Origin of the sequence: Halomonas halocynthiae DSM 14573, assembly GCF_000425725.1 — a bacterium.
Classification (GTDB): Bacteria; Pseudomonadota; Gammaproteobacteria; order Pseudomonadales; family Halomonadaceae; genus Halomonas; species Halomonas halocynthiae.
Map to the genome: position 1 here is coordinate 398122 of NZ_KE384441.1, position 21940 is coordinate 420061.

Genomic DNA, 21940 nt, shown 5'->3' on the forward strand with positions numbered 1-21940 from the left:
TCAGTTATCCATTACCAGTCGGCTACCCAGTTTGCGCATGAAATCGCTGGCGGCCAGAAGTTGTGTCTGTTCGATGTACTCATTTGGCTGATGCGCCTGAGCGATACTCCCCGGACCGCAGATTACCGTCGCGAGTCCCTGGCGCTGAAACTGGCCAGCTTCAGTCGCATAGGCCACGGCGCTTGTGGGCTGATCGCCCAGTAGCTCGGTACATAGCGCGAGTGCCTGTGTGTTGTCTCGGTTGGCCAGTGCTGGCACGGTATCGACAAGGCGCTCAGTATGAATTTGGCAGTTTGGTGAGCGGGTCTGCATGTCGGCTTCCAAGGTTGCTGCGTAGTTGCTCACTCGGGCCAGAAGATCGTCGAAGTGGTCGCTTGGGAGGTGGCGAATTTCCCAGTCAAACTGGCATTCGCGAGCCATGATATTGATTGCCGTGCCGCCTTGAATTTTGCCGACATGCAAGCTGGAATGTGCCACGTTGAATGCGTCGTCAACGCGGCCTTCGGTGCGCAGTTCAGCCATTATGTCTTCGATGCGAGTGACCAAGCGGGCGGCCACATGAATGGCTGACACTCCTTGGTTCACTTGGCTGGAGTGAGCTTCCAGGCCAGTGACGGTGGTGCGCAGATTAGTGCTGCCTTTTTGTGCGACTACCGGCTGCATTAGGGTTGGCTCACCGACAATAACGGTGGCTGGGCGAGGGTGGTCACGCATTAAATGCTCGATCATGCGCGGTGCGCCAAGGCAGCCGACTTCTTCGTCGTAGGAGAGTGCTAAGTATATTGGCTTGTTTAGCTCCAGCATGACCCAGCGAGGCACCTCGGCCAGCGCACAGGCAATAAAGCCTTTCATGTCGCAGGTGCCGCGCCCATACAGATGACCATCACCGCCATCGGTAAGTGCGAAGGGGTCGCTAGACCACGGCTGACCATCCACGGGGACCACATCGGTATGGCCTGAAAGAACCACGCCACCCTCAACCGCGGGGCCAATACGCGCTAGCAGGTTGGCCTTGCGGCCGTCATCATTGGCCGTTCTCCATGACTCTACGCCATGGCGTTTTAGCCACTGCTCAATAAAATCAATTAGCTCCAGGTTAGAGTCACGCGATACTGTGGCAAAGCCCACCAGGCGTTCAAGCATCTCGACGGCGGTCATGGGGTTTTCCTTTGATGAAGTTAACGGGAGACTATCACGCGGCGCGGGGCGTTGTCGGGGCGACTGGTGACGATACAATAGCGTAATGACTCGGCTGAAGCGGGGGAAGTTCAGCCGTGGATAGTCACCGTTGTTAGAAGCAGCGAGTAGAAACTGAGCCAAAGCTAAATGATGACGCCAGCACGGCATGAATGGAACCTTTGCTCCACGTGACAGCGCTGCCTGTAGCGCTAACTGGCGGAGCAGGTTGCCCACCGCGAGCCGACACGCCTGGCTGACCGTTTGGCATCGCGGCGCAGCGGTTGGACGAGGTAGAATAGACGTTGGTGTTATGAGTTTCTCAGTGCTTTCTTTCTTCTTTTTCCTTTCTTTCTGCTGACGTAATAGCCTGTTGCGAGATCTGTTAATGAGCCAAACTGCTGCCTGTCCACTTGCCGCGTCCCGTGCCTGGGTCGAGTCTTTTGTTGTTAAACATGATATTTGTCCGTTTGCCAAGCGGGAGCTTGAGCATAACTCCGTTCGTTTTGTGGCACTGCCTGCCAGTGACCCTGTTGAAGCGATGCAAGGGCTAATCGAGGAATGTCGGCGGCTGGATAGCGAGCCTGACATACACACGACCTTGATTGTGTTGAGTGACGGCGTGAATGACTTTGACGATTACCTTGACTTACTCGGGCTGGCCGAAGCGCTGATGGAGGACCAGGGCTATGACGGCACCTACCAGCTAGCCAGTTTCCACCCTGATTATTGCTTTGACGGTGTTGAGGAAGACGATGCCGCTAACTACACCAATCGCTCGCCGTGGCCCATGTTTCATATCTTGCGTGAAGCGAGTATCGAAGGTGCGTTGAAACACTACCCTGACTCAGAAAATATCCCTCTGCGTAACGAACAGCAAATGCGCGACATTGGACGCCAACAGTTAGCTGAGTGGCTGCACGCGTTGCGTTAAATGTCATTCGGCGCAGTTTACTCGGCTCAGTGAGAAGGTCGTGTTAAACAAGGCAAAGGCAGCGTTTCAACCGAGAGTGGGGTGCTGTTGCAATGCGGCATCAACCAAGGCGCGAATCAGGCGCTGCTGAGGGCGATTAAAAATCAGCCACTCCGGATGCCACTGCACACCCAGCAAAAAGTCATGGTGTCGAGACTCGATGCCCTGCACTAATCCATCTCGGTCGCGCGCGACTATCTCCACATCATCACCTGTTTGGTCAACGGCCTGATGATGCAGGCTGTTGACACGACACCAACGCACCTTAAGGATGCGGTGTAGTTGGCTGCCATTGGTGATATCAACGGTTTTGCGCGGCAGCACCGTGCGCCGACGTTTCAGGCCATCGTGCGTGGTATAGATATCTGGATCTAGGGTGCCGCCGAGGTGTACATTAATTAGCTGGGCACCACGACAGATGCCTAATACGGGCGTGCCCTGAGGAATGAAATGTTCGAGCAAACTCAGCTCCAGCGCATCACGCTTAGGGTCAACACGCACATCAAGCTGCACTTCGCCGCCATAAAGTGATGTCTGTATATCATCGCCACCGCCAATAATCAGCCCATCAAGCGCTGCGGGCTGTGGCCGTGAGGGCGACAGACGTAGTGGTCGGCCGCCATGACGCCACACGGCAAACCAGTCAAACCACCAGGCAATCTGGCTTTTGCTGTCAGATGTCGTAATGCCAATGAGCGGCCTATTGTCTGGACGCGTTTGCTGATATCGACGTGTCATGAGCCCAGTACCCAGCGACGCAATGCTTTGCAGCCCTGTGCCCAGCGAGATGCGTGGTGTTGAGCAAGGTACGTTATGCTGCGCTGTTTTAATACCTTAGGGTTGGCTGCTAAGCGCTCTACCGCCAGCCAGCGGTTCCACTCACTGACGACCCCCCAGCAAGGGTCCGAAAGCTGAGCGTTGGGAAGCCGGTAGTGGAAGGTTGGGCGAGGCTGAACCAGTGGGCCGCTCAGCAGGGGGTGAGGGTGCTCGGGGGCCACAAAAGCAAACAGAGGTAGCAGGTCCAGTTCACGGTTGCGGGTCGGGTTGTAGTGCAGGTAGTCATCAATCAGTGTGGGTAAGTTGGGCGCATAGTCTGGGGCCAATACAAGCGAGGAATAATCGTAAGGAAAGGGGTTGGCATGAGGCAGTACTTCACGGGTAATATCCACTTGAATTTGGTCGCGCAGCCAGGTCGCCAGCAACAGATAAGCCCTGATATGTGCAAGGATGGTATCCACGCTGAGACTCGGTAGCTCAGGGTTGAGGTGCAAGCCAAAACCGTAGAGAAGGCTGGCATCGGTACCTTTGGCACCATGTTCTCGCAATACATGGAATAAGTTGTCCAGTGCGCCAAGCGCGTTCCAAGGGGTTGGCGGGCAGACAATTTCGGTTGGTACCAAGCCTGTGGCAACATCGCCAATGAGCTCGCGAATGCGGCCGTGAAACTCTTTGCGCACGCGCTCCCACTCGCTGTCATCAGACGTTGATGGGTGCATTATTCGCTCATCAGGGTGAGCATATTGGGAATCGAGTTCAATGCGAAAGTCACCCCACTGGGTGTTGTGTACCCATAAGCGGTGAGGACTAGAAGCCTCTAGCTGGCCGCCAAACAGGCGATGGATCAGCTCTGCAGTGGTACGAGGTGGAAGCCCCGCAAACTCGATTTCAACCCCCACACGGCGATAGTCGCCTGTTGCATTGCGTTCCGTGGGCGGCGATTGTGTTGTCATAGCGTCATCCTGTGAAACGGTGAAGCATCGTGTCGAGCAGGCTAACATACTGCGAGATAACGTCAGGGTTGGGTAGACAGTAGCGCCAGTGGATCCGAAAAGGAAAGGAGATTTAATGTCGCGTTTTGCGCCGTGCCGTCTGGCTGGATTTGCCGGGCTCTTGATCTTGTTGATGCTGTCCCTGGTGTGCTCGCCAGCCGCATCGGCCCAGACCTTGCCGTTTGGCATTGGTGGCAGTGACAAACCAGAGCAAGGGCCAAGTGCCCAAGAGCTTCAGCAGTCGTTGGACCAAGTCATTGGGGTGCTACAGAATGAAGCACAGCGTAACCAGCTGCTTGATGAGCTTGAAGCGTTGCGAGAAGCCAATAACCAGGTGCGTGACAAAGAGAGCCTGACCACCCAACAAGGGCTGCTGGGAGCTCTAGCAGAAACCTTTACTGACCTAGGAGAACAAGCTAGCTCAGACCAATCACCACTGGTGGAGTGGAAACGACAGTTAAAGGAAGGCTGGGTTGACTGGACAGGCTTGTTAATGACCACCGGCAATTCCGAGCTGGCAAAATTTACGGTTAACCTGGTGGTGTTGCTGTCGATATGGGTTGGTTTTCTGGTGCTGTTTATTGCATTGGGACGCATTATTGCAGCGCGTAATAACTGGCCGCTTGATTTGCCAAGAGAGCCGAAGGGCGGTTTGATGGTTTTCCATTTCTTACGCCGTTTGCTGCCTTGGGCGTTATCGTTTGCTGTTACCTTGGGTATTGCCCAACTCCTCCCAGAAAGCGCTGGGCGGATGGTCGGGTTAGTTCTTGCGTATGTGGCGCTGTGCGGCCGAGTGCTATCTGTTGTTGTAGAAACGGTAATTTCAGTCTTTACCAGTGGACACCGTTTTACAGCGGTGCACTTGCTGCACCGCGGCAGTTTACGGCCATTGTTTCTTATCGGTGCCTTTATTGCGCTGGGTGATGCGCTTAATACGGCGCGAATTATCGACATCATGGGCGAAGACCTTGCCGGGCTAATGTCTGTACTGAGCAATATTCTCGCAGCAGTTCTCAGTATTCGCTTCATTATTCGCTTTAAGCGACCTATCAGCCATTTGATTACTAATCGCTCTTATTCAGACCGTCGTGATGCGAGCAGTGCAATAGAAATGGTGCGCGTTCTGGGTGGGCTCTGGCATGTGCCAGCACTGCTGTTAGTGTGTGGTTCGTTGGTCGCCATTTTTATTTCTGGCGGCGATGTCGGGTCGGCGTTAGCCAGGTCGATTATTTCTGCCGCTTTACTGGTGCTGGCACTGGTTATGGTCGGGTTGATCCGGCGTAATGCCACACGCCGTTCAAAACGTCGCCGCTCAGAATACCGCCAGCGTCTTGAACGCTTCGGTTATGTACTCGCTCGCGTGTTGACCTGGATCGTGTTTGGTGAGCTGTTTCTGCAGGTATGGGGCGGTTCGCTGGTGGGTATTGGCCAACAAGGTGTGGCCAGTGTGCGTATTGGGCAAGCGCTCTTGGCCATTGGTTTTACCGGGTTGATTGCTTGGTTAGTATGGATTTTTGCTGATACGGGAATCCAACGAGCCTTGGTTGCCTCTGCCGGTGCGCGAGGACGGCGTGTTAATCTGGCGCGGGCTCAGACTATTACGCCGATGATTCGCAATATCATTTTTATCACTATCGTGATTATTGCCTCTATCGTTGGTTTGGCAAATCTTGGTGTTAACGTCACTCCTTTGTTGGCGGGTGCGGGTGTTATTGGCCTAGGGCTGGGTTTTGGGGCGAAAACGCTGGTGCAGGATCTAATTACCGGCATTTTCATTATTATTGAAGACTCTCTGGCTGTTGAAGACTTCGTTCGTATCAACGGCCACATGGGAACGGTTGAAGGCCTGACGCTACGTACCGTGCGGCTGAGAGACTTAGACGGTGTCGTGCATATCATTACCTTTAGCCGCATTGACTCTATTCACAACATGTCGCGTCAGTTTGGTATCGCCTTGATGAAAATTCGTATTCCTTACGACATGAAAATAGACGACGCCATTCAGTTAATGCAGGAGAACGCTTTGGCGTTGCGGAAAGACCCAATGATGCGCCACCACATTTGGTCACCGTTGGAAATGCAAGGCATTCATGCGTTTGAGGACGGTTGTGCGATTTTGCGAATGCGCTTTCGCACATCGCCAGAAATGCAGTGGGATGTGATGCGTGCCTTTAACCTAATGCTTAAGCGGCGTATGGAAGAACAATCCATGGATCTTGGTGTCCCTCGTATCAGCGTAGGAATGGAAGGCATTGCCGGAGGGCGCCTGAATAAGGCCAGTGGCGATAACAGCAGTCCAGATGCGAGCGAGGGCACTGAGCGGCGTGATGCCAGTGGGCGTCGCCCAGGAGACGCAGGGTCTGCCGACCCTGGGCGCAACACCAGCGCTACGGGTGCCTCACCAGACCCAAGCTAATGGTGGCTGGCTAGCTAACATATGGCGTGTTGGAATGGTTGCCTTGTCTTTGTCAACGAGGAATGGAGACCTCAGAATGACCTTAACTCTTGAGCTATGACGAGGAGAAAACGATGTCTGTCATCAGTCAGTTAAACGAGAAAAAAGCCCGAGGATTTGCTCGGCACTGCTTTGAAAAGATCACCGAAGAGAAACTGCGTGACATGGCCATGGGGCCTGCCAGCGAGCATGACATGAAACACTGGGGGCTCAGTGAAGGTGAGTGGGAAGAAGCGGTCTCTGCGGCGTTAGCCGATATGCAGTCTGAGAAAACGCCTCCGTCGGACTGATGCGTTGGCAGCGTGTATTAATCAGGCTCCACTGCTCGGCTTTCCAGACGCCGCAAACGTTGCCACATTTCGCTGCGCAGGTCAGAGAGGCGCGGGCGTTCGTCCTCAGCAAAGTTTAGTGGGCGCACCAGGCGCTGGGCCCGTAACCCTAAACGTGCCCCTAGCAGCCCAACGCCCAACCCTTGAGCGGCACGACTCGAGAGCTTGCCGGCTAAGTTCATTGACACCAGCTGCATGCTGGCATCGCTGGCCATTTCGCTAACGCCAGCAAACGCCATGTCACGTAGCACATGGCGCAGCAGTCGCAACCGCGAGGCATAGTTTAGCTCTAATCCGTACAGGCGGCTGAGCCGGTCAATCATGGCGAAATGACGCCAAGCCACCAGTGCCATATCTACCAACGTTAGAGGACTGACAGCCACCAGCACGGCAGTTTCGCTGCTCATGCGTGAAATTAGTCGGCTGGCCTCGCGGTCGCGGGGGGCTAACAGGTGGTGATCAAGCAGCACGTAAATGTCTTGACCATCGTGATGCGGTTGGCTGGCGGCGATAAATGCTTGCCAGTGTGGATGGTCTTCATCAAGGCGTAACCCTTGGCGTAGTAATTGCGCAGTGGCTAGGGCGTGTTGGTGGCTGGCCTGTGGCAAGGCATTGAGCGCCTCGCGTAGTTTATCATGGCGACGTAAGCGGCGAAGCCGAAATAGCTCGCGGGCCAAAGCCGCTGTGCCAAGGCCAACAGCCGTTAGTCCGAGCATCTGCCAGCCTGCGTTGAGCCAGTCTCCGGCCGCCAGGCTAGCTGGCAGTGATCGCCCAAGCTCAATAACACCTAGCGTAATGCCACCTGTTAGCAACCCAAGCAGCCCCCAGCGGCGCTTGCGTGGAGGCGCAAGGCTATCGGCCAGGCGGCGCTCAGCATGGCGGCTCTGGTCAGTCGTGTCGGTCACCAGCGGTTTGCTATCGGTGTCTGGTGAAAAGTGTTGGCCTGGGGCAGGGTCGTTGCTGCCGAATGGGGCGCGGTGTATTTGATCGCTGTGTTTGGCGTTTTGTCCGCTTTGTTGCCCAGGTTCGGGGGCGGTAAAACGCCGGCCAGGGCGTGGGTCTTTGGTGCTGTCTTGCCATGAGGCGTGGTTGTCAGAGGGCGGGTGACGTGAATTCATTGCAGCTTGTCTCCAATCAGCCAGTCGATGGCAGCATCCATGCGAATGTGAGGTAACGCGCCGCTTGTGCGTGGTAACGGGCGAAAGGCGGTGAAGTCAAACCCTTGGCGTGCCCAGAAGTCTGCTGTTGGTAATTGGCTGGGTACGTCTCCGGGAAACATCAAGGTAGGTTCTCCACTTAGGGTCGTGCCGCGCAGTGCGGTCAGGGTGCTGCCATTATCGCTGACTTCACGGACTTGTGTGGCGCGAATAGAGGCCAGTGAAAACGCTTTGACAGGCACGTCGGCATAGCGCAAATCCTTGATTGGCTCGGCCAGCAGTGCCTCTAGTAGCCCCGTCAGGCGTGAGTGTTGCTCTGGCGTTACATGGTCAGCTTTCGTCGCGGCGATGGCCAAACGGTCAATGCGTGGTGAGAACAGTCGGTTGAGCAGGCTGCGTTGGCCGTAGTCGAAGCTTTCCATCAGGCGAGACAGGGCGCGAGACAGGTCGTCGAAACGCTCAGGGCCAGCATTAAGCGCACCGAGTACATCTACCAGCACAATTTGGCGATCGAAGCGCTGAAAATGGTCACGATAAAATGGCTTAACGATGTGTTGCTGATAATAGCGAAAACGCCGTTTCAGCGTGGCATACAGGCTGTCGGCAGGCAGCTTAGCCAATCCGCCTGGGTCGTGCTCGTCAAGACCGAGCAATGGGAAAAACTGAAGCACTGGCGCACCATCAAGATCACCCGGTAATAGAAACCTGCCCGGTTGCAGGTCAGAAAAACCGGCTTCACGGGCTGCGCGTAGGCCAGTGGCATACAGTTCGGCGATCTCGGCTAGGCGAGTTTCATCAAGCTCATCGCTGGGTTTTAGGCCGGTAACAGCGCTGTGCCATTGGCTGAAAAATTCGTCGCGCTGTTGGCCGCTGGTACGTTGTTGCTGGCTCCAGCTGTTAAAGTCGTGAGCTAGCAGCGGTAAGTCCAGTAGCCATTCTCCTGGGTAATCAAACAGGTCCAGCGTTAACTCACGAACCTCCGACCCAAACAGGCGGCTTTTGCGTGGGCGGTAGCGCAGCACCAGGCGCAGCTCGCTGATGCCGCGAGTGGCCTCAGGCCAGCGGGGTGGGTGGGCGTCAAGCGCTGCCATGGCTTGGTCGAAAGGAAAGCGCGGAACGCCAAGGTCTTGCTGCTCGACGCGCCTGGCCCCCAGCAGTCGTCCTTCTCTGGCTGCACCGAGCAAGTCTAAGCGAGCTTCAACGCCCGCGTGTCGCAGTTGGTGGATCAGCGAGGTAAGAAAGGCGGTTTTTCCTGCTCGTGACAAACCCGTGACCGCCAAGCGCAGCTGGCGATCACGCGTGCGCTCAATGAGATCATTTAATTCCCGAGTCAACGGCTTGAACATGCAAAGGGGTCCTTATCCAAGGTCAAACGGTTTACTCGCCATGCAACTGCTGCGCGGCGGCTAAGACCTCTTCGACATGCCCCTTAACCTTCACGCCACGCCACTCCTTGGCAAGCTTACCTTGGCTATCTAGCAAAAACGTGCTGCGCTCGATGCCGAGGTGTTCTTTGCCATACATTTTTTTGAGTTTGATCACGTCAAACAACTGGCACAAGGCTTCGTCTTTGTCGGAAACCAGGGGGAAATTAAATGCCTGCTTGGTTTTAAAGTTTTCCTGAGCGCGAATGCCGTCGCGGGAAACGCCGATAATTAAGGTGTTGACAGCATCAAATTCGGCTTTGCTGTCACGAAAATCGCCGCCCTCTGTGGTGCAGCCAGGGGTGCTGGCCTTGGGGTAGAAGTAGATTACCACCTGCTGGCCATGCAGAGCTGACAACGTCAGTTGTGTATCGTTAGTGGCGATTGCGGTAAAATCCGGCACAGCGTAGTCAAGTTGCACAGTCATGTGAGTTCCTCGTAGTGATGCCCAGTGTGGGGGTATAACGTTCTTTCTGGGTAGCATGAATAGGCAGCAGATTACACGCAAGATACGTCGAACTGTAAAGTCCTTGCTGTACAGGCTCTCTGGTGCTGAGTAACATTCAATATTTGGTAGTGTAACGCGGGTGGGACACCGCTATGTGGCGGCGGCTCAAACTGGCAGCGGCAGGTAGCGAGAGGAGAATAGAAGTATGGTCACAGGCAGTATTGTCGCATTGGCGACGCCAATGATGAGTAACGGCGACATCGACTGGGAGCGGTTGCGTCGTTTGGTGCATTTTCATCTTGATAACGGCACTGATGCTATTGTCGCCGCGGGTACCACCGGCGAACCAACCACTATGTCATTTGCCGAGCACTTTGATGTAATCCGCTGTGTGGTAGAAGAAGTGAATGGCCGTATTCCGGTGATTGCTGGTACCGGTTCAAACAACACCCGTGAAGCGGTCGAGCTGACCCGCTACGCTAAGGACGTCGGCGCTGAATACTGCCTTACGGTTGCGCCGTATTACAATCGGCCCACCCAGGAAGGCTTGTTTCAGCACTTCAAAGCCATTGCGGAAAGCAGCGACCTGCCAGTGATTCTTTATAATGTGCCAGGCCGCACCTGTTCTGATATCTACAACGAAACCGTGCTGCGTCTTGCTAGGGTAGACAATATTGTTGGTCTTAAAGATGCCACTGGTAACCTGGAGCGTGGCGAAGACCTGATCAGCCAGCTTAAAGGTAGCGGCTTTATGCTGTATTCCGGCGATGACAGCACGGCCTGCGATTTCATTCTGATGGGTGGGCATGGCAACATCTCTGTTACGGCCAACGTGGCACCGCGTGCCATGCACGACCTGTGCCACGCAGCAATGGCAGGAGATGCTGACAAAGCCCATCAGATTAATACTCGGTTGATGCCGCTGCATACGAATCTTGGCATTGAGGCTAACCCGATTCCTGTTAAATGGAGCCTTAACCGCATGGGGCTGATTGAGCCTGGCATTCGGTTGCCGCTAACCTGGCTTTCTGAGAAATATCACTCCTCTGTCAGCGAAGCCTTACAGCTGGCAGGCGTGATCGACGACTGAGCGGCCTTACCGCCCCCAACCCGGGCCTAAAAATGATGCAAGGTGGATGCATGAGTTGTGCGTTGAAATGGATGCCGCTAGTGGCTGCTCTGGCCTTGGCGGGCTGTGCCCGTGAAGGGTATTTTGATGACCGTGAAACAGACTACGCCGAGGCTCAGCTGAGTAAACCGCTAGTGCTGCCAGAAACTCGTGACCAGCGGCGCTATGGTAATCGCATGGCGGTGCCCGAAAGTGTTGGCAGCTTTGCCGCTGTTGGGTCTGATTTCCGCCTGTCGCCACCGCGTGCATTAGGCGTTGGCAGTTCGATGAAGCCGGGGAGCGTGGCGCGGCGTCAAGCTGGCGATGTGCACTGGTTAGTCGTCGGTGCTGAGCCTGCCGCAGTGTGGGGCCAGCTAGATGGCTTCATACGCCAGCAAGGGATGAGCATTCAGCGCCAAGAGCCAAACCAAGGCTTGCTGGCGACTAGTGCTGGCGATATCCGCTTGCGCCATGGCCTGCACCCCGGAATTACTGAAGTTTACTGTGAGCGTAATGGCGCGACTCAGGCGAACTGCTTACAGGCGCTTGAGCAGTATTTTGCGTCCACAACGGCCACTGCTAGCTCTTCTTCGTTGATAGTACAGCGCCCTGCAGAGCAGCGTGTAAGGCCATTGCTGGAAAAAGAAAACGACCAGTGGTTGCTAAAGCTGCCGTTTTCTCTTCAGCGCGTGTATGCCGAGCTTAATCACCAGCTAGAGGCCGACTTCATTGTTGAAGGCGAACGCCAGCTGCTTGAGTCCTCGCCCCAGCGCCATGACTTCCTCGTTGAATACATGGTGGCATCAGAACGCGAGCGTAGCATGCTCGAAATCATTGCTAGCCCAGATGTACGTCAAATGTCGCAAACGCTGCGTCTTGTGCTTAAGTCCACGGGGCCTGACAGCAGCGTGTTGACCGTTAGCAACGAGAGCGAGCGGGAGTTCAGCGAGCGTGATGCGCACGAGGTGCTCGAGCGGGTGGCGGATCTGTTGCGCTAATGAGCGTGTTGGCCACACCGGTTCATGTCTCTGAGCAGCTGCCCAGTCAAGCCAGTGGGCAGCTGTTCTTTGCTTCGTTGGGTAGTGGCAGCCAAGGTAATGCAACGCTGGTGAGTGATGGCATCACCCGTGTGCTGGTTGACTGCGGCTTTACCCTGAAAGAGACCGAACAGCGTTTAGCTCGATTGGGCGTCTCGGCCTGCCAGTTAGACGCTATTCTGGTAACCCACGAGCATGGCGATCATATCGGTGGGGTGGGGCCATTAGCGCGGCGCTACAAGCTGCCGGTGTACCTTACGCCAGGCACTTGGCGGGCAGGCAAGCTGGGGCGAATTGCGCCCCAGCAGCTTTTTTGGATTACACCCCAGCAGCGTTTCGCTCTTGTCAGCCTCACGATTGACCCAATTACAGTGCCTCATGATGCCCGTGAGCCAGTGCAGTTCTGTTTCTCCACGGACGCTTGTCGGCTCGGCTTACTGACCGACCTGGGGCACGCCAGTGCCCATGTCATTAGCGCGTTTCGCGGTTGTGATGCTTTGCTGCTTGAATGCAATCACGACACGCAACTGCTGCAGGAGGGGCCTTATCCAGCCAGCCTCAAGCGCCGCGTAGGTGGGCGCTGGGGGCACCTAGCCAACCGTCAGGCTGCCCAGCTATTGCAGCAGCTAGGGCTGGACCGGCTCCAGCATATCGTTTGCTCGCACTTGTCTGAGCAGAATAACCGCCCAGAACTCGTGCTTGAATCGTTGTGCCCACTGCTCGACGGTGACGAATCACGCCTTACCATTGCCACTCAGCACCACGGAAAAGATTGGCAGAGCATTTGCTGAACCTCAACTTACTCCCCCTATCCTTCTGGAGATACTTATGAAAAAGCGCCAGGAACTTTACGCCGGTAAAGCCAAGTCAGTACACACCACTGACGACCCTGACCGTTTGGTCTTAACTTTTCGTGATGACACCAGCGCTTTTGATGGCGAGCGCGTGGAGTCGTTGGCGCGTAAGGGCATGGTTAACAATCGTTTTAACGCTTTTATTATGGGCAAGCTAGAAGAGGCCGGTATACCTACCCATTTTGACGCCCTGCTGTCAGACACCGAATGCCTAGTGAAAAAGCTCGACATGATTCCTGTCGAGTGCGTGGTGCGTAATATTGCGGCAGGCAGTTTGGTGAAGCGGCTGGGGGTAGAGGAAGGGCAGGCACTAACACCGCCGACATTTGAACTGTTTCTGAAAAACGATGCCCTGCATGACCCGATGATTAACGAATCATTGGCGGAAACATTTGACTGGGCAACGCCGCAGCAACTGGCCGAAATGAAAGCGCTAACCTTCAAGGTTAATCAGGTGCTTAAGGCACTGTTTGCTGAAGGTGATCTGTTGCTGGTGGACTATAAGCTGGAGTTTGGGGTGTTTAAAGGCAACATTGTGCTGGGTGATGAGTTTTCACCCGACGGCTGTCGTTTATGGGATGCCGCTACCCGTGAAAAACTGGATAAAGATCGTTTTCGTCAAGGGTTGGGTGGTGTAATAGAAGCTTACGAAGAAGTGGGTCGTCGCATAGGGGTTTGCATTAGTTAACTTAATGGGGTCGTCAGTGATTCGCGTGGTAAAAAATAAAATTGGCAAATAATGTAAAAAATCGTACTCTCATGATATGAAAGAAAATAAGCACGAGTTAAGCCGTGTAAGATGTGAGAGTACGTTTTTACAGGCAGCTTGCTTGGCGAGTCCGTTAGCTGGCATGGATGAGTTGGCATGTGGTCAATTAGAGTGAGGATTCATAATGCGTATAGCCGTATTGGACGACGATAGAACTTCGCTTGAACAAATGTGCCAGGCACTGGCGGAAAGCACAAAAGAGTTGCCGGATATGGTTGATATTCAAGCCTTCCATACTGCTGCTGATTTTGTTCGAGCGCTCAAGCGTGACACGTTCAAGCTAGTCATGCTTGACTGGGAAATGCCTGACTCGTCGGGCATTGAATTGCTTGAATGGATTCACGGCTATTTTGATGTGCCGCCTGCCGTTATCATGGTGACGAACCGCAATTCAGAAGAAGATGTGGTTGAGGCGCTAGGAAAAGGTGCCGCCGACTTCCTTAGCAAACCGTTTCGCCCGCTTGAGTTGAAAGCACGGGCTTTTGCTGTGTTAAGGCGGCAAACGCGAACCGGTATGCCTAATGGAGGTGCTGAGAATGCGGAACTGGTATGTGGCAATATTCTCATCGACCAAACCGTTGGCACAGTTTTCGTGGATGGCGAAGAAGTTAAGTTAACCCGTCAAGAATACCGACTAATCTATCAGTTCTTTGTGCACTTAGGGCGGCCGTTGGCGCGGGCGTATCTGTATGAATATATCTGGGGTAGAGAGGAACGGCCTGGTTCGCGCACTTTGGACGTACATGTGTACCGAATTCGCAAGAAACTTGGTTTAGAAGCCCAGAAAGGATGGAACCTGGTGTCCGTCTATGGCTATGGCTACCGCTTGCAAGCACTCAGCGAAGGCGAGGCAGAAGCATGAGCTGAAATATGGTAACCCCCCCCTCTTTTTTCTCCAAAAATAATCGCGGTGGTAAAGCGCGTGTCTTAGATTTGCCGAGCGCCAGATCCATTGACAGTGGCATTACGTGACCGCTGGTCAATGGGCTTCATGCCCACTCAGCTGGCTGACGGTCGAAAGTCTCAGTTGTTCAATGCCCTTGACGACGACAATTAGAAAGGCCTGATTATTGATGCCGACTTCTCCTTGTCGGCAGAGCGCGTTATGCGCTTTCTCACCCAGTTGACCGAATAGCGTGGTAAGCCCCAAAACCATGCGATGTAACAACGACCCAGAATACATTAGCGGCAAACTGGCCTTGCTGGGAAAGGTCGGTGTTCGGTGTACAGCCAGAGTGCGGCGTACGTGCAGGATCTCGCTGAGTTGGTTGGCAGTATGGCTTTGGTGGCTCAACAAAATGGGCACGAGCTTGGCGACGTAAGACACGCTTCTCACCATGGTCATAGGTAGAAGGCAAGGTCTGCTGCTCAGAATCAAAAAGTGAAGCAACACAGCGCCTTGTCATGAGTTTGATCTGAGTCAGAGGTTCTGGCTCCGTTGATATGTGAGAGCGTTAGATCAGACGCTTAGTTTGAATGAATGACATGTTTGTTTACATGAAAAAACTGTTTTTTGTGGTTTTTTCTGCAATGTTAAAATAAGCGTAAAGATTTCTGCTGAGCTGAATGATTTTTCAGTAAATTCTTTTCGTGTTAGTGGCTAGGTTAGCAAATTCTTTTTTATTAGTGGCTAATAAGGATTGTTGGCTAATTGTTAATTATTGGCAAATAATTTTTCGGCTGTTCATTTTCTTTTAACATATAAACTCTTGTTAACGCTTGTTTTTTAAATTGCATCCCGCTAAGTGCTGTACCAAAATCGCGCTCATGTGGCAGTTGTGTTTTTCTGTGCTACTTCCATTTGAATTAGGGTCGTAAGTTGTAAGTTCCCTAGTTTTAAATGAGACGCTGGCATTGTTGAACGAGCACCTGCTTGACAGCTAACGAGATAAAGAACAATACAGCTGCCGTGGCCAATGCCCAAGCTGTGAATTTCAAATAGAGGTACGAAAAAATGAATCTCATTTTCCGGATTGTATGGAATCGCACCCTGGGCAGATTGGTTGTGGCATCAGAAGCCGCGCGCAGTAATGACAAAGCAGCCACGCCCAGTATGTTGGTCGGCGCAGTGGCTGCTCCAGAAGCCACCAGCAGTGCAGGCAGTGCAGGAATTGCTGCTCTGCTGCGGCCAGCCGTTATTGCCGTTGCCCTCGCAGCCGGCTCCATGGTGTTGGTGGCACCGGAGGCGATGGCGTGGAAGCCGGGTGATGGTGATGGGACGGCTGATTCTGGAGCGTTAGATTGTAATACTGGTGATAATAGTCGTGTGGGTATTGGCGGTGGGGCAAACGCATGCAGCTATGGGGCTGTTGCAATTGGCAAAGACGCACGTGCGACAGACAGGGCTGTAGCAATAGGCGTTAATGCGCGTGCTTTTGAAACTCAGAGTATCGCAATTGGCTGGGACTCGCTGGCTCGTGACCATGGTATAGCATTAGGGCAAGGGTCTAGTGCGACAGTTGCCCATGGCATTGCGATTGGGTCTGGGGCCTCTGGTGTTGAAAATTCTGTTGCGATTGGTCGTAATTCCAAGGCTGCTGAAGATGCTGTTGCGATTGGGCGTGCGAGTGTTGGAGATGCAGACGGTGTTGTGGCCATTGGTCAGGGGAGTAATGCAGGCGTTGTAAACGTTGAACTGATTAATGAACCGCTTCCTATAGATGTCATTCAGCGTGGTGTGGCACTGGGGAAAGGAGCAAAGGCTGTTGGTTCAGTAGCCCTGGGGCATGATGCTGTAGCAGGAAGGGAAGGTAGTGGCGATAGTAATGCGTGGGTCGGAACCGCGATAGGTGCCGGGGCGCAGTCACTGGCTCATCGGGGGATTGCTATCGGCACAGGCCGCAACCGTCGCACCATTGCAACCGGCACTGAATCGATTGCAGTGGGTAATGCGGTGGCGGCTCAAGGTAATCAAGCCATTGCGATTGGTAACAGTACCCCGGATGCAGCAGGCAATTACAGTACGTCTACGCGGCATAGGGCAATGGGCACAGCTGCGATTTCTTTGGGGTACATGTCTCAGGCAGATGGTAATAATTCGATTGTATTGGGTCGTAGCTCGAAAGCGACGGGCAATCATTCAATCGCTATGGGTAGGAACGTTGAGGCAAAAGGTGATCATACCATCGCTCAAGGTGATGGTGCTAAAGCGCTAAACGCTTCATCCATCGCCCATGGTCATAATGCTAAAGTAACGGCTAATAATGCAGTGGCATTAGGCCGCAATAGCAGCGCAAGTGGCGAAGCGTCTATTGCTCAAGGCCATCGTGCAAATGTAGAAACAAGTTATGGTGTTGCAATTGGATATGACTCGAAAGTAACCGGTGGTGGTTCCGGGGGGGGGCTCGCCATCGGTGATGATACTCTATCGGTTAACAGCGGAATTGCCATTGGGTCAGGTTCGTATGCAAAAGGTAGCTTGGAACCTAATGATAATACTGTGGCTTTCGTATCCACAGCTGTGGGATATAAGGCTCGTGCAGTGGGCAAGGATGCATCCTCTTTCGGGAATCAAGCCAATGCAGGAGCTGATTTTGCAACGGCCTTGGGTAATTTTGCCAAGGCAAGTGAACGCAATGCGACTGCTGCTGGTAACTCTGCCAGTGCTTCAGGAATTGGCGCCTCTGCATACGGTAATTTCTCCAATGCTACGGGTTATAACGCGACTGCCTTGGGTGGTGGTGGTGGTCAATCGGGTGCATTCGAGGGAGCCCAGGCAACGGCAGACGGTGCAGTTGCGGTTGGTGGTAACGGGGTAAGAGGCGCTCAAGCGAGCGCAGATGACGCCATTGCCGTAGGTGGTCAGTCTAAGGCTCAAGGGACTGATTCTATTGCGCTGGGTAAAGGGTCTAACGCCTCGGTTGATTACGCCATCGCTATGGGTAGCAGCGCGAAAGCCACGGGTGTGGACAGTATTGCTATTGGTCAGGATGCCTGGGCGGCAGGTTCGCAGGCGGTTGGTACCAGCACGCGTGCAGCCAACGGCGGCTCTGCCTTTGGTGACGGTGCTCAAGCCACATGGCGTGTGGATGGCGACGCCAGCACGGCGTCCGAGGCATTTGCGGTTGCCGGTTCAGCCTTGGGTGAAAATGCCTTTGCCAACCGCTCCGGTGCCACTGCGCTGGGTGCTGGCTCCGAGGTGACGGTTGATGGTGGTGTCGCTCTGGGTGCAGGCTCCGTAGCGAGCCGTGATGCTGGCGTTACAGGTTACGATGTTTCTACGGGTGCAGCGGCGGTTCCCGGTACTGCTGTTGCCGATACGCAAAGCACCTTGGGAGCGGTGTCTGTTGGTGGTAACGGCGACTTCCGCCAGATTACCCACGTCGCGGCGGGTTCTGAAGACAGCGATGCGGTCAACTTGGCTCAACTTAGGGCTGTAGAAACGTTGGCGGCGTCTGGTGGTGTTAATTACTACGACGTCAACGACAATGGCGTCCAGCAAGACAACTACAACAACGACGGCGCGACCGGGGCGGGTGCCCTAGCGGCAGGCGTAAAGGCCAGCGCTACCGGGCAGTCCTCCGTGGCCGTTGGCAATACGGCCACTGCAGGTACAACGCGGGATATTGCCATTGGTAACTTGGCCGAGACGGGGGTCATTGCTGGCGCGACAGGGGGCCAAGCTGACAACGTAGCCATCGGAACGGGAGCGCAGGCGCTTGGTGGCACCTCCATTGCCATTGGTGAAGGGGCAACGGCGACTGGCTCCTCTACAACAAACGTCAACTCGGCCGTTGCTATTGGCCGTCAAGCAACGGCCAGCGATGTCGCTGCCCTTGCCTTAGGCTCCAATGCAAGCACAGGGGAAGGGTCGAGCTATGCCGCGGCGATCGGCCCCTCTGCGAAGGTCGGCGACAATGCAAGCAACTCGGTCGCCATCGGCGACGGCGCGACAGTGGCGGATAACGCCACCGCTTCCACGGCAGTCGGTCAAGGTGCCACGGTCAATGCGTCGACCTCAGTGGCCGTCGGGCAGGGGGCGACAGTGGCGAGTGGTGCCTACTATTCCACGGTACTTGGTCCCAACGCCACGGGCAATTCGGATAGCTCGGTGGCCATCGGATCGGAAGCAAATGTAGCGATTAACGCCGATAATGGAACGGCCATTGGTAGTTACGCTAAGGTGCTTGATGGCGCGGTATCGGGCATGGCGATTGGCTTCGGGGCTGTAGCCAGTGGGCGTGATGCGGTGGCAATGGGATCTGGCGCAGAAGCAGCCACAAACGCCATTGCCGTAGGTGGTGAGTCTAAGGCTCAAGGGACTGATTCTATTGCGCTGGGTAAAGGGTCTAACGCCTCGGTTGATTACGCCATCGCTATGGGTAGCAGCGCGAAAGCCACGGGTGAGGACAGTATTGCTATTGGTCAGGATGCCTGGGCGGCAGGTTCGCAGGCGGTTGGTACCAGCACGCGTGCAGCCAACGGCGGCTCTGCCTTTGGTGACGGTGCTCAAGCCACATGGCGTGTGGATGGCGACGCCAGCACGGCGTCCGAGGCATTTGCGGTTGCCGGTTCAGCCTTGGGTGAAAATGCCTTTGCCAACCGCTCCGGTGCCACTGCGCTGGGTACTGGCTCCGAGGTGACGGTTGATGGTGGTGTCGCTCTGGGTGCAGGCTCCGTAGCGAGCCGTGATGCTGGCGTCACAGGTTACGATGTTTCCACGGGTGCAGCGGCGGTTCCCGGTACTGCTATTGCCGATACGCAAAGCACCTTGGGAGCAGTGTCTGTTGGTGGTAACGGCGACTTCCGCCAGATTACCCACGTCGCGGCGGGTTCTGAAGACAGCGATGCGGTCAACTTGGCTCAACTTAGGGCTGTAGAAACGTTGGCGGCGTCTGGTGGTGTTAATTACTATGGCGTCAACGACAATGGCGTCCAGCAAGACAACTATAATAATGATGGAGCTGATGGCATCGACTCCATGGCAGCTGGCATCCAAGCCGGCACTGATGTCAGCGCCGAGCGAGCGACTGCAGTAGGCTACAATGCCCAGGCTGATGGGAAAGATTCTGTCGCGTTAGGTAGTGGTAGCTATACCACTGCACAAGGTACTAATAGTGTTGCAGCAGGTAAGGGTGCCCGCGCTGGAGGTAACTCTACAGTATCTATTGGCGATGGTTCAAACGCTGGACATGCAGATGCTATCGCTATAGGTACGGGGGCTACTACAAAATCAACTTGGGCGACTGCCATAGGACTTGGTGCCGAAGGAAATGGTACGTATAGCTTGGCGATAGGTAGCAACACTAAGGCTAGTAACAGTTCTGTTGCGCTTGGTAACACTGCAAATGCTTCATCTAGCTTTGGTGTGGCGGTAGGTGCTGGTGCCGAAGCGAGCAAATCACAGGCTGTAGCTTTAGGGCAAGGTTCTAGAACAACAACCGATGCTACTGAAGAAACACAAGCTACGGTGGGCAAACTGACCTACGGTGGATTTGCAGGTCAAGCCCAAAATGTAGGTCGTCAAGTATCTATTGGTCAGGCAGGTAATGAGCGCCAGATCAAACATGTCGCTGCGGGTGCAATTAATGCAACCAGCACAGACGCGATCAACGGTAGCCAGCTTTATGCCACTAACGCAGTCCTTGACAATGTGGGTGGTAGCATTGTTAATAACTTTGGTGGTAATGCCGTAATAGATGCTGATGGCAATATCACCTATACCGATATTGGCGACACTGGTGAAGATAACATCCATGATGCCATCAAAAATGCAGCCCAAGGTTGGAACGTACAGACCAACGGTGATACAGCGACTAAGGTTGCCCCTGGTGACACCGTACAGTTCATCGATGGCAAAAACATCGACATCACTCGTACAGGTAGTGACATCACTGTTGCGACAAGCGACGTTGTTGAGTTCACTGATGCTACCGTAACCAACAACCTAACAACCAACAACTTCACCGCAACGGGCGATACCGTCTTGCAAGGTGACACCATTATAAATGGTGATACCGTTTATACTGGCCCGATCATCGGCGATACTAATATCGTTAACAAGGCTTACGTCGACGGCAAAGAAACCCACTTCTATAGCGTTAACAACACAGACCCAACCACGGGTAACTACAACAACAACGGCGCGACGGGTGCTAATGCTATAGCTGCAGGTACCAATACTAAGGCCCTGGGCGATAGCTCGGTGGCCATGGGAGATGGTGCATTCACCGGCAGCGGTGGCGACTATCAGGTGGCCATTGGCGGAGATGCAAACGGCGATGGCTTTGGAGCGAGTGCCAGCGGTAATGGCGCGATTGCCATTGGTCAGGATGCGCAGGCTTCCACTAATGGACTCTTTGATCCTAGTCCGGGTGGCCAAGATACCGTTGCGATTGGTAGTAATGCCTCAGCGCAAGGCAGTGATAATGTCGCTTTAGGCTCTGAGTCTCTGGCGGATGGCAGCACGCTGGGCACGGCGGCCTATCAGCCCGTTGATGTTAATGGCACCCCCATTGCCGTGGCTGCACCCACAGCAAAAAGCGAATTTTCAGTTGGTAGTGCTGGTAACGAGCGCCGCATTACCAACGTAGCGGCGGGTGGCAATGACACTGACGCGGTTAACGTCAGCCAGTTGAAGGCGGTCAGCCAACAAGCGACCAGCCCGCTGACCTTTGCTGGTGACACTGGCACTGATGTGGATCGCAAGCTGGGCGAAACCCTGAACGTGACAGGTGGCGCGACCGGCACCCTGAGTGATGGCAACATTGGCGTAGAGGCCGATGGCAGCGACACGCTGAGCATCAAACTGGCCAAGAACCTGACGGATCTTGAAAGCGTGACGGTTGGCGACACCGTCATCAACAACGATGGTCTGACCATCACGGGTGGTCCAAGCATCACCAAGACCGGCATTGACGCTAGCAACACCGTTATCAAGAACGTTGCGCCTGGCGTAGACGGCACGGATGCGGCCAACGTCGGCCAGTTAAGTAACGTGGTTGCAGGCACGAATGCCACTGTCGACGCTAATAAGGATCCTGTTACTCAGCAGACGACTTACACCGTGAATGCCGATGGTGCGAGTGTCAGCGCTGGTTCGTCAGCGGTAACGGTGGCGGCGGCAGCTAAAGATGCCAATAACGTCACTGACTATGAGGTGGACTTGAGTCAGGACAGCAAAGACAAGCTGGACCTAGCCGATACGGCGCTGCAGGAAGTCGTGACTCAGGTTGACGGCGCTGATGTCAAAACGCTGACCAAGGACGACAACAACGCCAACTTCATCTCGGGCAAGAACATCGAGCTTAGCGATGATGGGAAAGGCGGTATTAACGTGGCCACCGCTGATGACGTGACGTTCACTAACACCACGGTCAACAACGACCTGAGTGTGGGTGGCGTGACTAAGCTGGGTGACAACTTCACCGTCAACGACGACAACAGCGTTGAGTACACCGGTCCGATCACCAAAGGCGACCACATCACCAACAAGACCTACG

At 54.5% G+C, this 21940-nt stretch carries 16 protein-coding genes; 9 read left to right on the forward strand and 7 right to left on the reverse strand.

Going from position 1 to position 21940, the window contains the following annotated elements; genetic code table 11:
• Positions 1-1347 carry an acetylornithine deacetylase gene (argE, locus tag H616_RS0113745; RefSeq protein WP_276195566.1) on the reverse strand — a complete coding sequence of 449 codons (1347 nt, stop codon included), beginning with the start codon at positions 1345-1347 and terminating at the stop codon, positions 1-3.
• 217 nt (positions 1348-1564) lie between these two features.
• On the opposite strand from argE, the gene H616_RS0113750 reads away from it, so the two are divergent.
• On the forward strand, positions 1565-2110 hold the full coding sequence (locus H616_RS0113750; RefSeq protein ID WP_027967868.1) for a DUF1415 domain-containing protein: 546 nt from the start codon (positions 1565-1567) through the stop codon (positions 2108-2110).
• 66 nt (positions 2111-2176) lie between these two features.
• Here the strand turns inward: H616_RS0113750 and H616_RS0113755 are convergent, their stop codons facing one another.
• Both H616_RS0113755 and H616_RS0113760 read right to left on the reverse strand, forming a co-directional pair.
• The gene (locus H616_RS0113755) at positions 2177-2887 is read right to left on the reverse strand and encodes a gamma-glutamyl-gamma-aminobutyrate hydrolase family protein (RefSeq protein WP_035573224.1); all 711 of its coding nucleotides are present in this window, start codon (positions 2885-2887) and stop codon (positions 2177-2179) included.
• A complete protein-coding gene (locus H616_RS0113760) occupies positions 2884-3879 on the reverse strand; it encodes an amidoligase family protein (RefSeq protein ID WP_027967870.1) in 996 nt (331 codons plus the stop codon). Before H616_RS0113760 ends, H616_RS0113755 begins: the two co-directional genes overlap by 4 nt.
• Positions 3880-3994: 115 nt before the next feature.
• Here H616_RS0113760 and H616_RS0113765 point away from each other — a divergent pair, with 115 nt between their 5' ends.
• Both H616_RS0113765 and H616_RS0113770 read left to right on the forward strand, forming a co-directional pair.
• Positions 3995-6334, forward strand: a complete 2340-nt coding sequence (locus tag H616_RS0113765) for a mechanosensitive ion channel family protein (RefSeq protein ID WP_027967871.1) — start codon at positions 3995-3997, stop codon at positions 6332-6334.
• 113 nt (positions 6335-6447) lie between these two features.
• A complete protein-coding gene (locus H616_RS0113770) occupies positions 6448-6663 on the forward strand; it encodes a hypothetical protein (protein WP_027967872.1) in 216 nt (71 codons plus the stop codon).
• Positions 6664-6680: 17 nt separating this feature from the next.
• Here H616_RS0113770 and H616_RS15160 read toward each other — a convergent pair whose 3' ends face one another.
• Genes H616_RS15160 through H616_RS0113785 form a run of 3 tightly spaced genes read right to left on the reverse strand, consistent with a single transcriptional unit; the run spans position 6681 to position 9710 of the window.
• Positions 6681-7820 carry a TIGR01620 family protein gene (locus tag H616_RS15160; protein ID WP_035573226.1) on the reverse strand — a complete coding sequence of 380 codons (1140 nt, stop codon included), beginning with the start codon at positions 7818-7820 and terminating at the stop codon, positions 6681-6683.
• Positions 7817-9205: a YcjX family GTP-binding protein gene (locus H616_RS0113780; protein ID WP_027967873.1), complete on the reverse strand. Its 1389-nt coding sequence runs from the start codon at positions 9203-9205 to the stop codon at positions 7817-7819. The genes H616_RS15160 and H616_RS0113780 overlap by 4 nt, the downstream gene beginning before the upstream one ends.
• A 31-nt stretch (positions 9206-9236) precedes the next feature.
• On the reverse strand, positions 9237-9710 hold the full coding sequence (locus H616_RS0113785; RefSeq protein WP_027967874.1) for a peroxiredoxin: 474 nt from the start codon (positions 9708-9710) through the stop codon (positions 9237-9239).
• Positions 9711-9936: 226 nt separating this feature from the next.
• On the opposite strand from H616_RS0113785, the gene dapA reads away from it, so the two are divergent.
• The 5 genes from dapA (at position 9937) to H616_RS0113810 (ending at position 14361) form a co-directional block, all read left to right on the forward strand.
• Positions 9937-10821 (forward strand): 4-hydroxy-tetrahydrodipicolinate synthase, encoded by an 885-nt coding sequence (gene dapA, locus H616_RS0113790; protein ID WP_027967875.1) that lies wholly within the window; start codon positions 9937-9939, stop codon positions 10819-10821.
• A gap of 50 nt (positions 10822-10871) precedes the next feature.
• On the forward strand, positions 10872-11837 hold the full coding sequence (locus H616_RS0113795; protein ID WP_027967876.1) for an outer membrane protein assembly factor BamC: 966 nt from the start codon (positions 10872-10874) through the stop codon (positions 11835-11837).
• The gene (locus H616_RS0113800) at positions 11837-12667 is read left to right on the forward strand and encodes an MBL fold metallo-hydrolase (RefSeq protein WP_084155935.1); all 831 of its coding nucleotides are present in this window, start codon (positions 11837-11839) and stop codon (positions 12665-12667) included. Before H616_RS0113795 ends, H616_RS0113800 begins: the two co-directional genes overlap by 1 nt.
• 37 nt (positions 12668-12704) lie before the next feature.
• Positions 12705-13418: a phosphoribosylaminoimidazolesuccinocarboxamide synthase gene (gene purC, locus H616_RS0113805; RefSeq protein WP_027967878.1), complete on the forward strand. Its 714-nt coding sequence runs from the start codon at positions 12705-12707 to the stop codon at positions 13416-13418.
• Positions 13419-13623: 205 nt separating this feature from the next.
• Entirely contained in the window at positions 13624-14361 is a 738-nt protein-coding gene (locus tag H616_RS0113810) for a response regulator transcription factor (RefSeq protein ID WP_027967879.1), read from the forward strand.
• A gap of 117 nt (positions 14362-14478) precedes the next feature.
• Here H616_RS0113810 and H616_RS15835 read toward each other — a convergent pair whose 3' ends face one another.
• A complete protein-coding gene (locus H616_RS15835) occupies positions 14479-14826 on the reverse strand; it encodes a hypothetical protein (RefSeq protein WP_027967880.1) in 348 nt (115 codons plus the stop codon).
• Positions 14827-15453: 627 nt separating this feature from the next.
• On the opposite strand from H616_RS15835, the gene H616_RS0113820 reads away from it, so the two are divergent.
• A partial coding sequence (locus H616_RS0113820) for an ESPR-type extended signal peptide-containing protein (RefSeq protein WP_027967881.1) occupies positions 15454-21940 on the forward strand: 6487 nt, incomplete at its 3' end.

Bases quoted from the DNA above. Each gene is read 5' to 3' on its own strand.
- argE (WP_276195566.1), bottom strand. From the start codon at position 1,347: ATGCCGTGCTGGCGTCATCATTTAGCTTTGGCTCAGTTTCTACTCGCT.
- H616_RS0113750 (WP_027967868.1), top strand. From the start codon at position 1,565: ATGAGCCAAACTGCTGCCTGTCCACTTGCCGCGTCCCGTGCCTGGGTC.
- H616_RS0113755 (WP_035573224.1), bottom strand. From the start codon at position 2,887: ATGACACGTCGATATCAGCAAACGCGTCCAGACAATAGGCCGCTCATT.
- H616_RS0113760 (WP_027967870.1), bottom strand. From the start codon at position 3,879: ATGACAACACAATCGCCGCCCACGGAACGCAATGCAACAGGCGACTAT.
- H616_RS0113765 (WP_027967871.1), top strand. From the start codon at position 3,995: ATGTCGCGTTTTGCGCCGTGCCGTCTGGCTGGATTTGCCGGGCTCTTG.
- H616_RS0113770 (WP_027967872.1), top strand. From the start codon at position 6,448: ATGTCTGTCATCAGTCAGTTAAACGAGAAAAAAGCCCGAGGATTTGCT.
- H616_RS15160 (WP_035573226.1), bottom strand. From the start codon at position 7,820: ATGAATTCACGTCACCCGCCCTCTGACAACCACGCCTCATGGCAAGAC.
- H616_RS0113780 (WP_027967873.1), bottom strand. From the start codon at position 9,205: ATGTTCAAGCCGTTGACTCGGGAATTAAATGATCTCATTGAGCGCACG.
- H616_RS0113785 (WP_027967874.1), bottom strand. From the start codon at position 9,710: ATGACTGTGCAACTTGACTACGCTGTGCCGGATTTTACCGCAATCGCC.
- dapA (WP_027967875.1), top strand. From the start codon at position 9,937: ATGGTCACAGGCAGTATTGTCGCATTGGCGACGCCAATGATGAGTAAC.
- H616_RS0113795 (WP_027967876.1), top strand. From the start codon at position 10,872: ATGAGTTGTGCGTTGAAATGGATGCCGCTAGTGGCTGCTCTGGCCTTG.
- H616_RS0113800 (WP_084155935.1), top strand. From the start codon at position 11,837: ATGAGCGTGTTGGCCACACCGGTTCATGTCTCTGAGCAGCTGCCCAGT.
- purC (WP_027967878.1), top strand. From the start codon at position 12,705: ATGAAAAAGCGCCAGGAACTTTACGCCGGTAAAGCCAAGTCAGTACAC.
- H616_RS0113810 (WP_027967879.1), top strand. From the start codon at position 13,624: ATGCGTATAGCCGTATTGGACGACGATAGAACTTCGCTTGAACAAATG.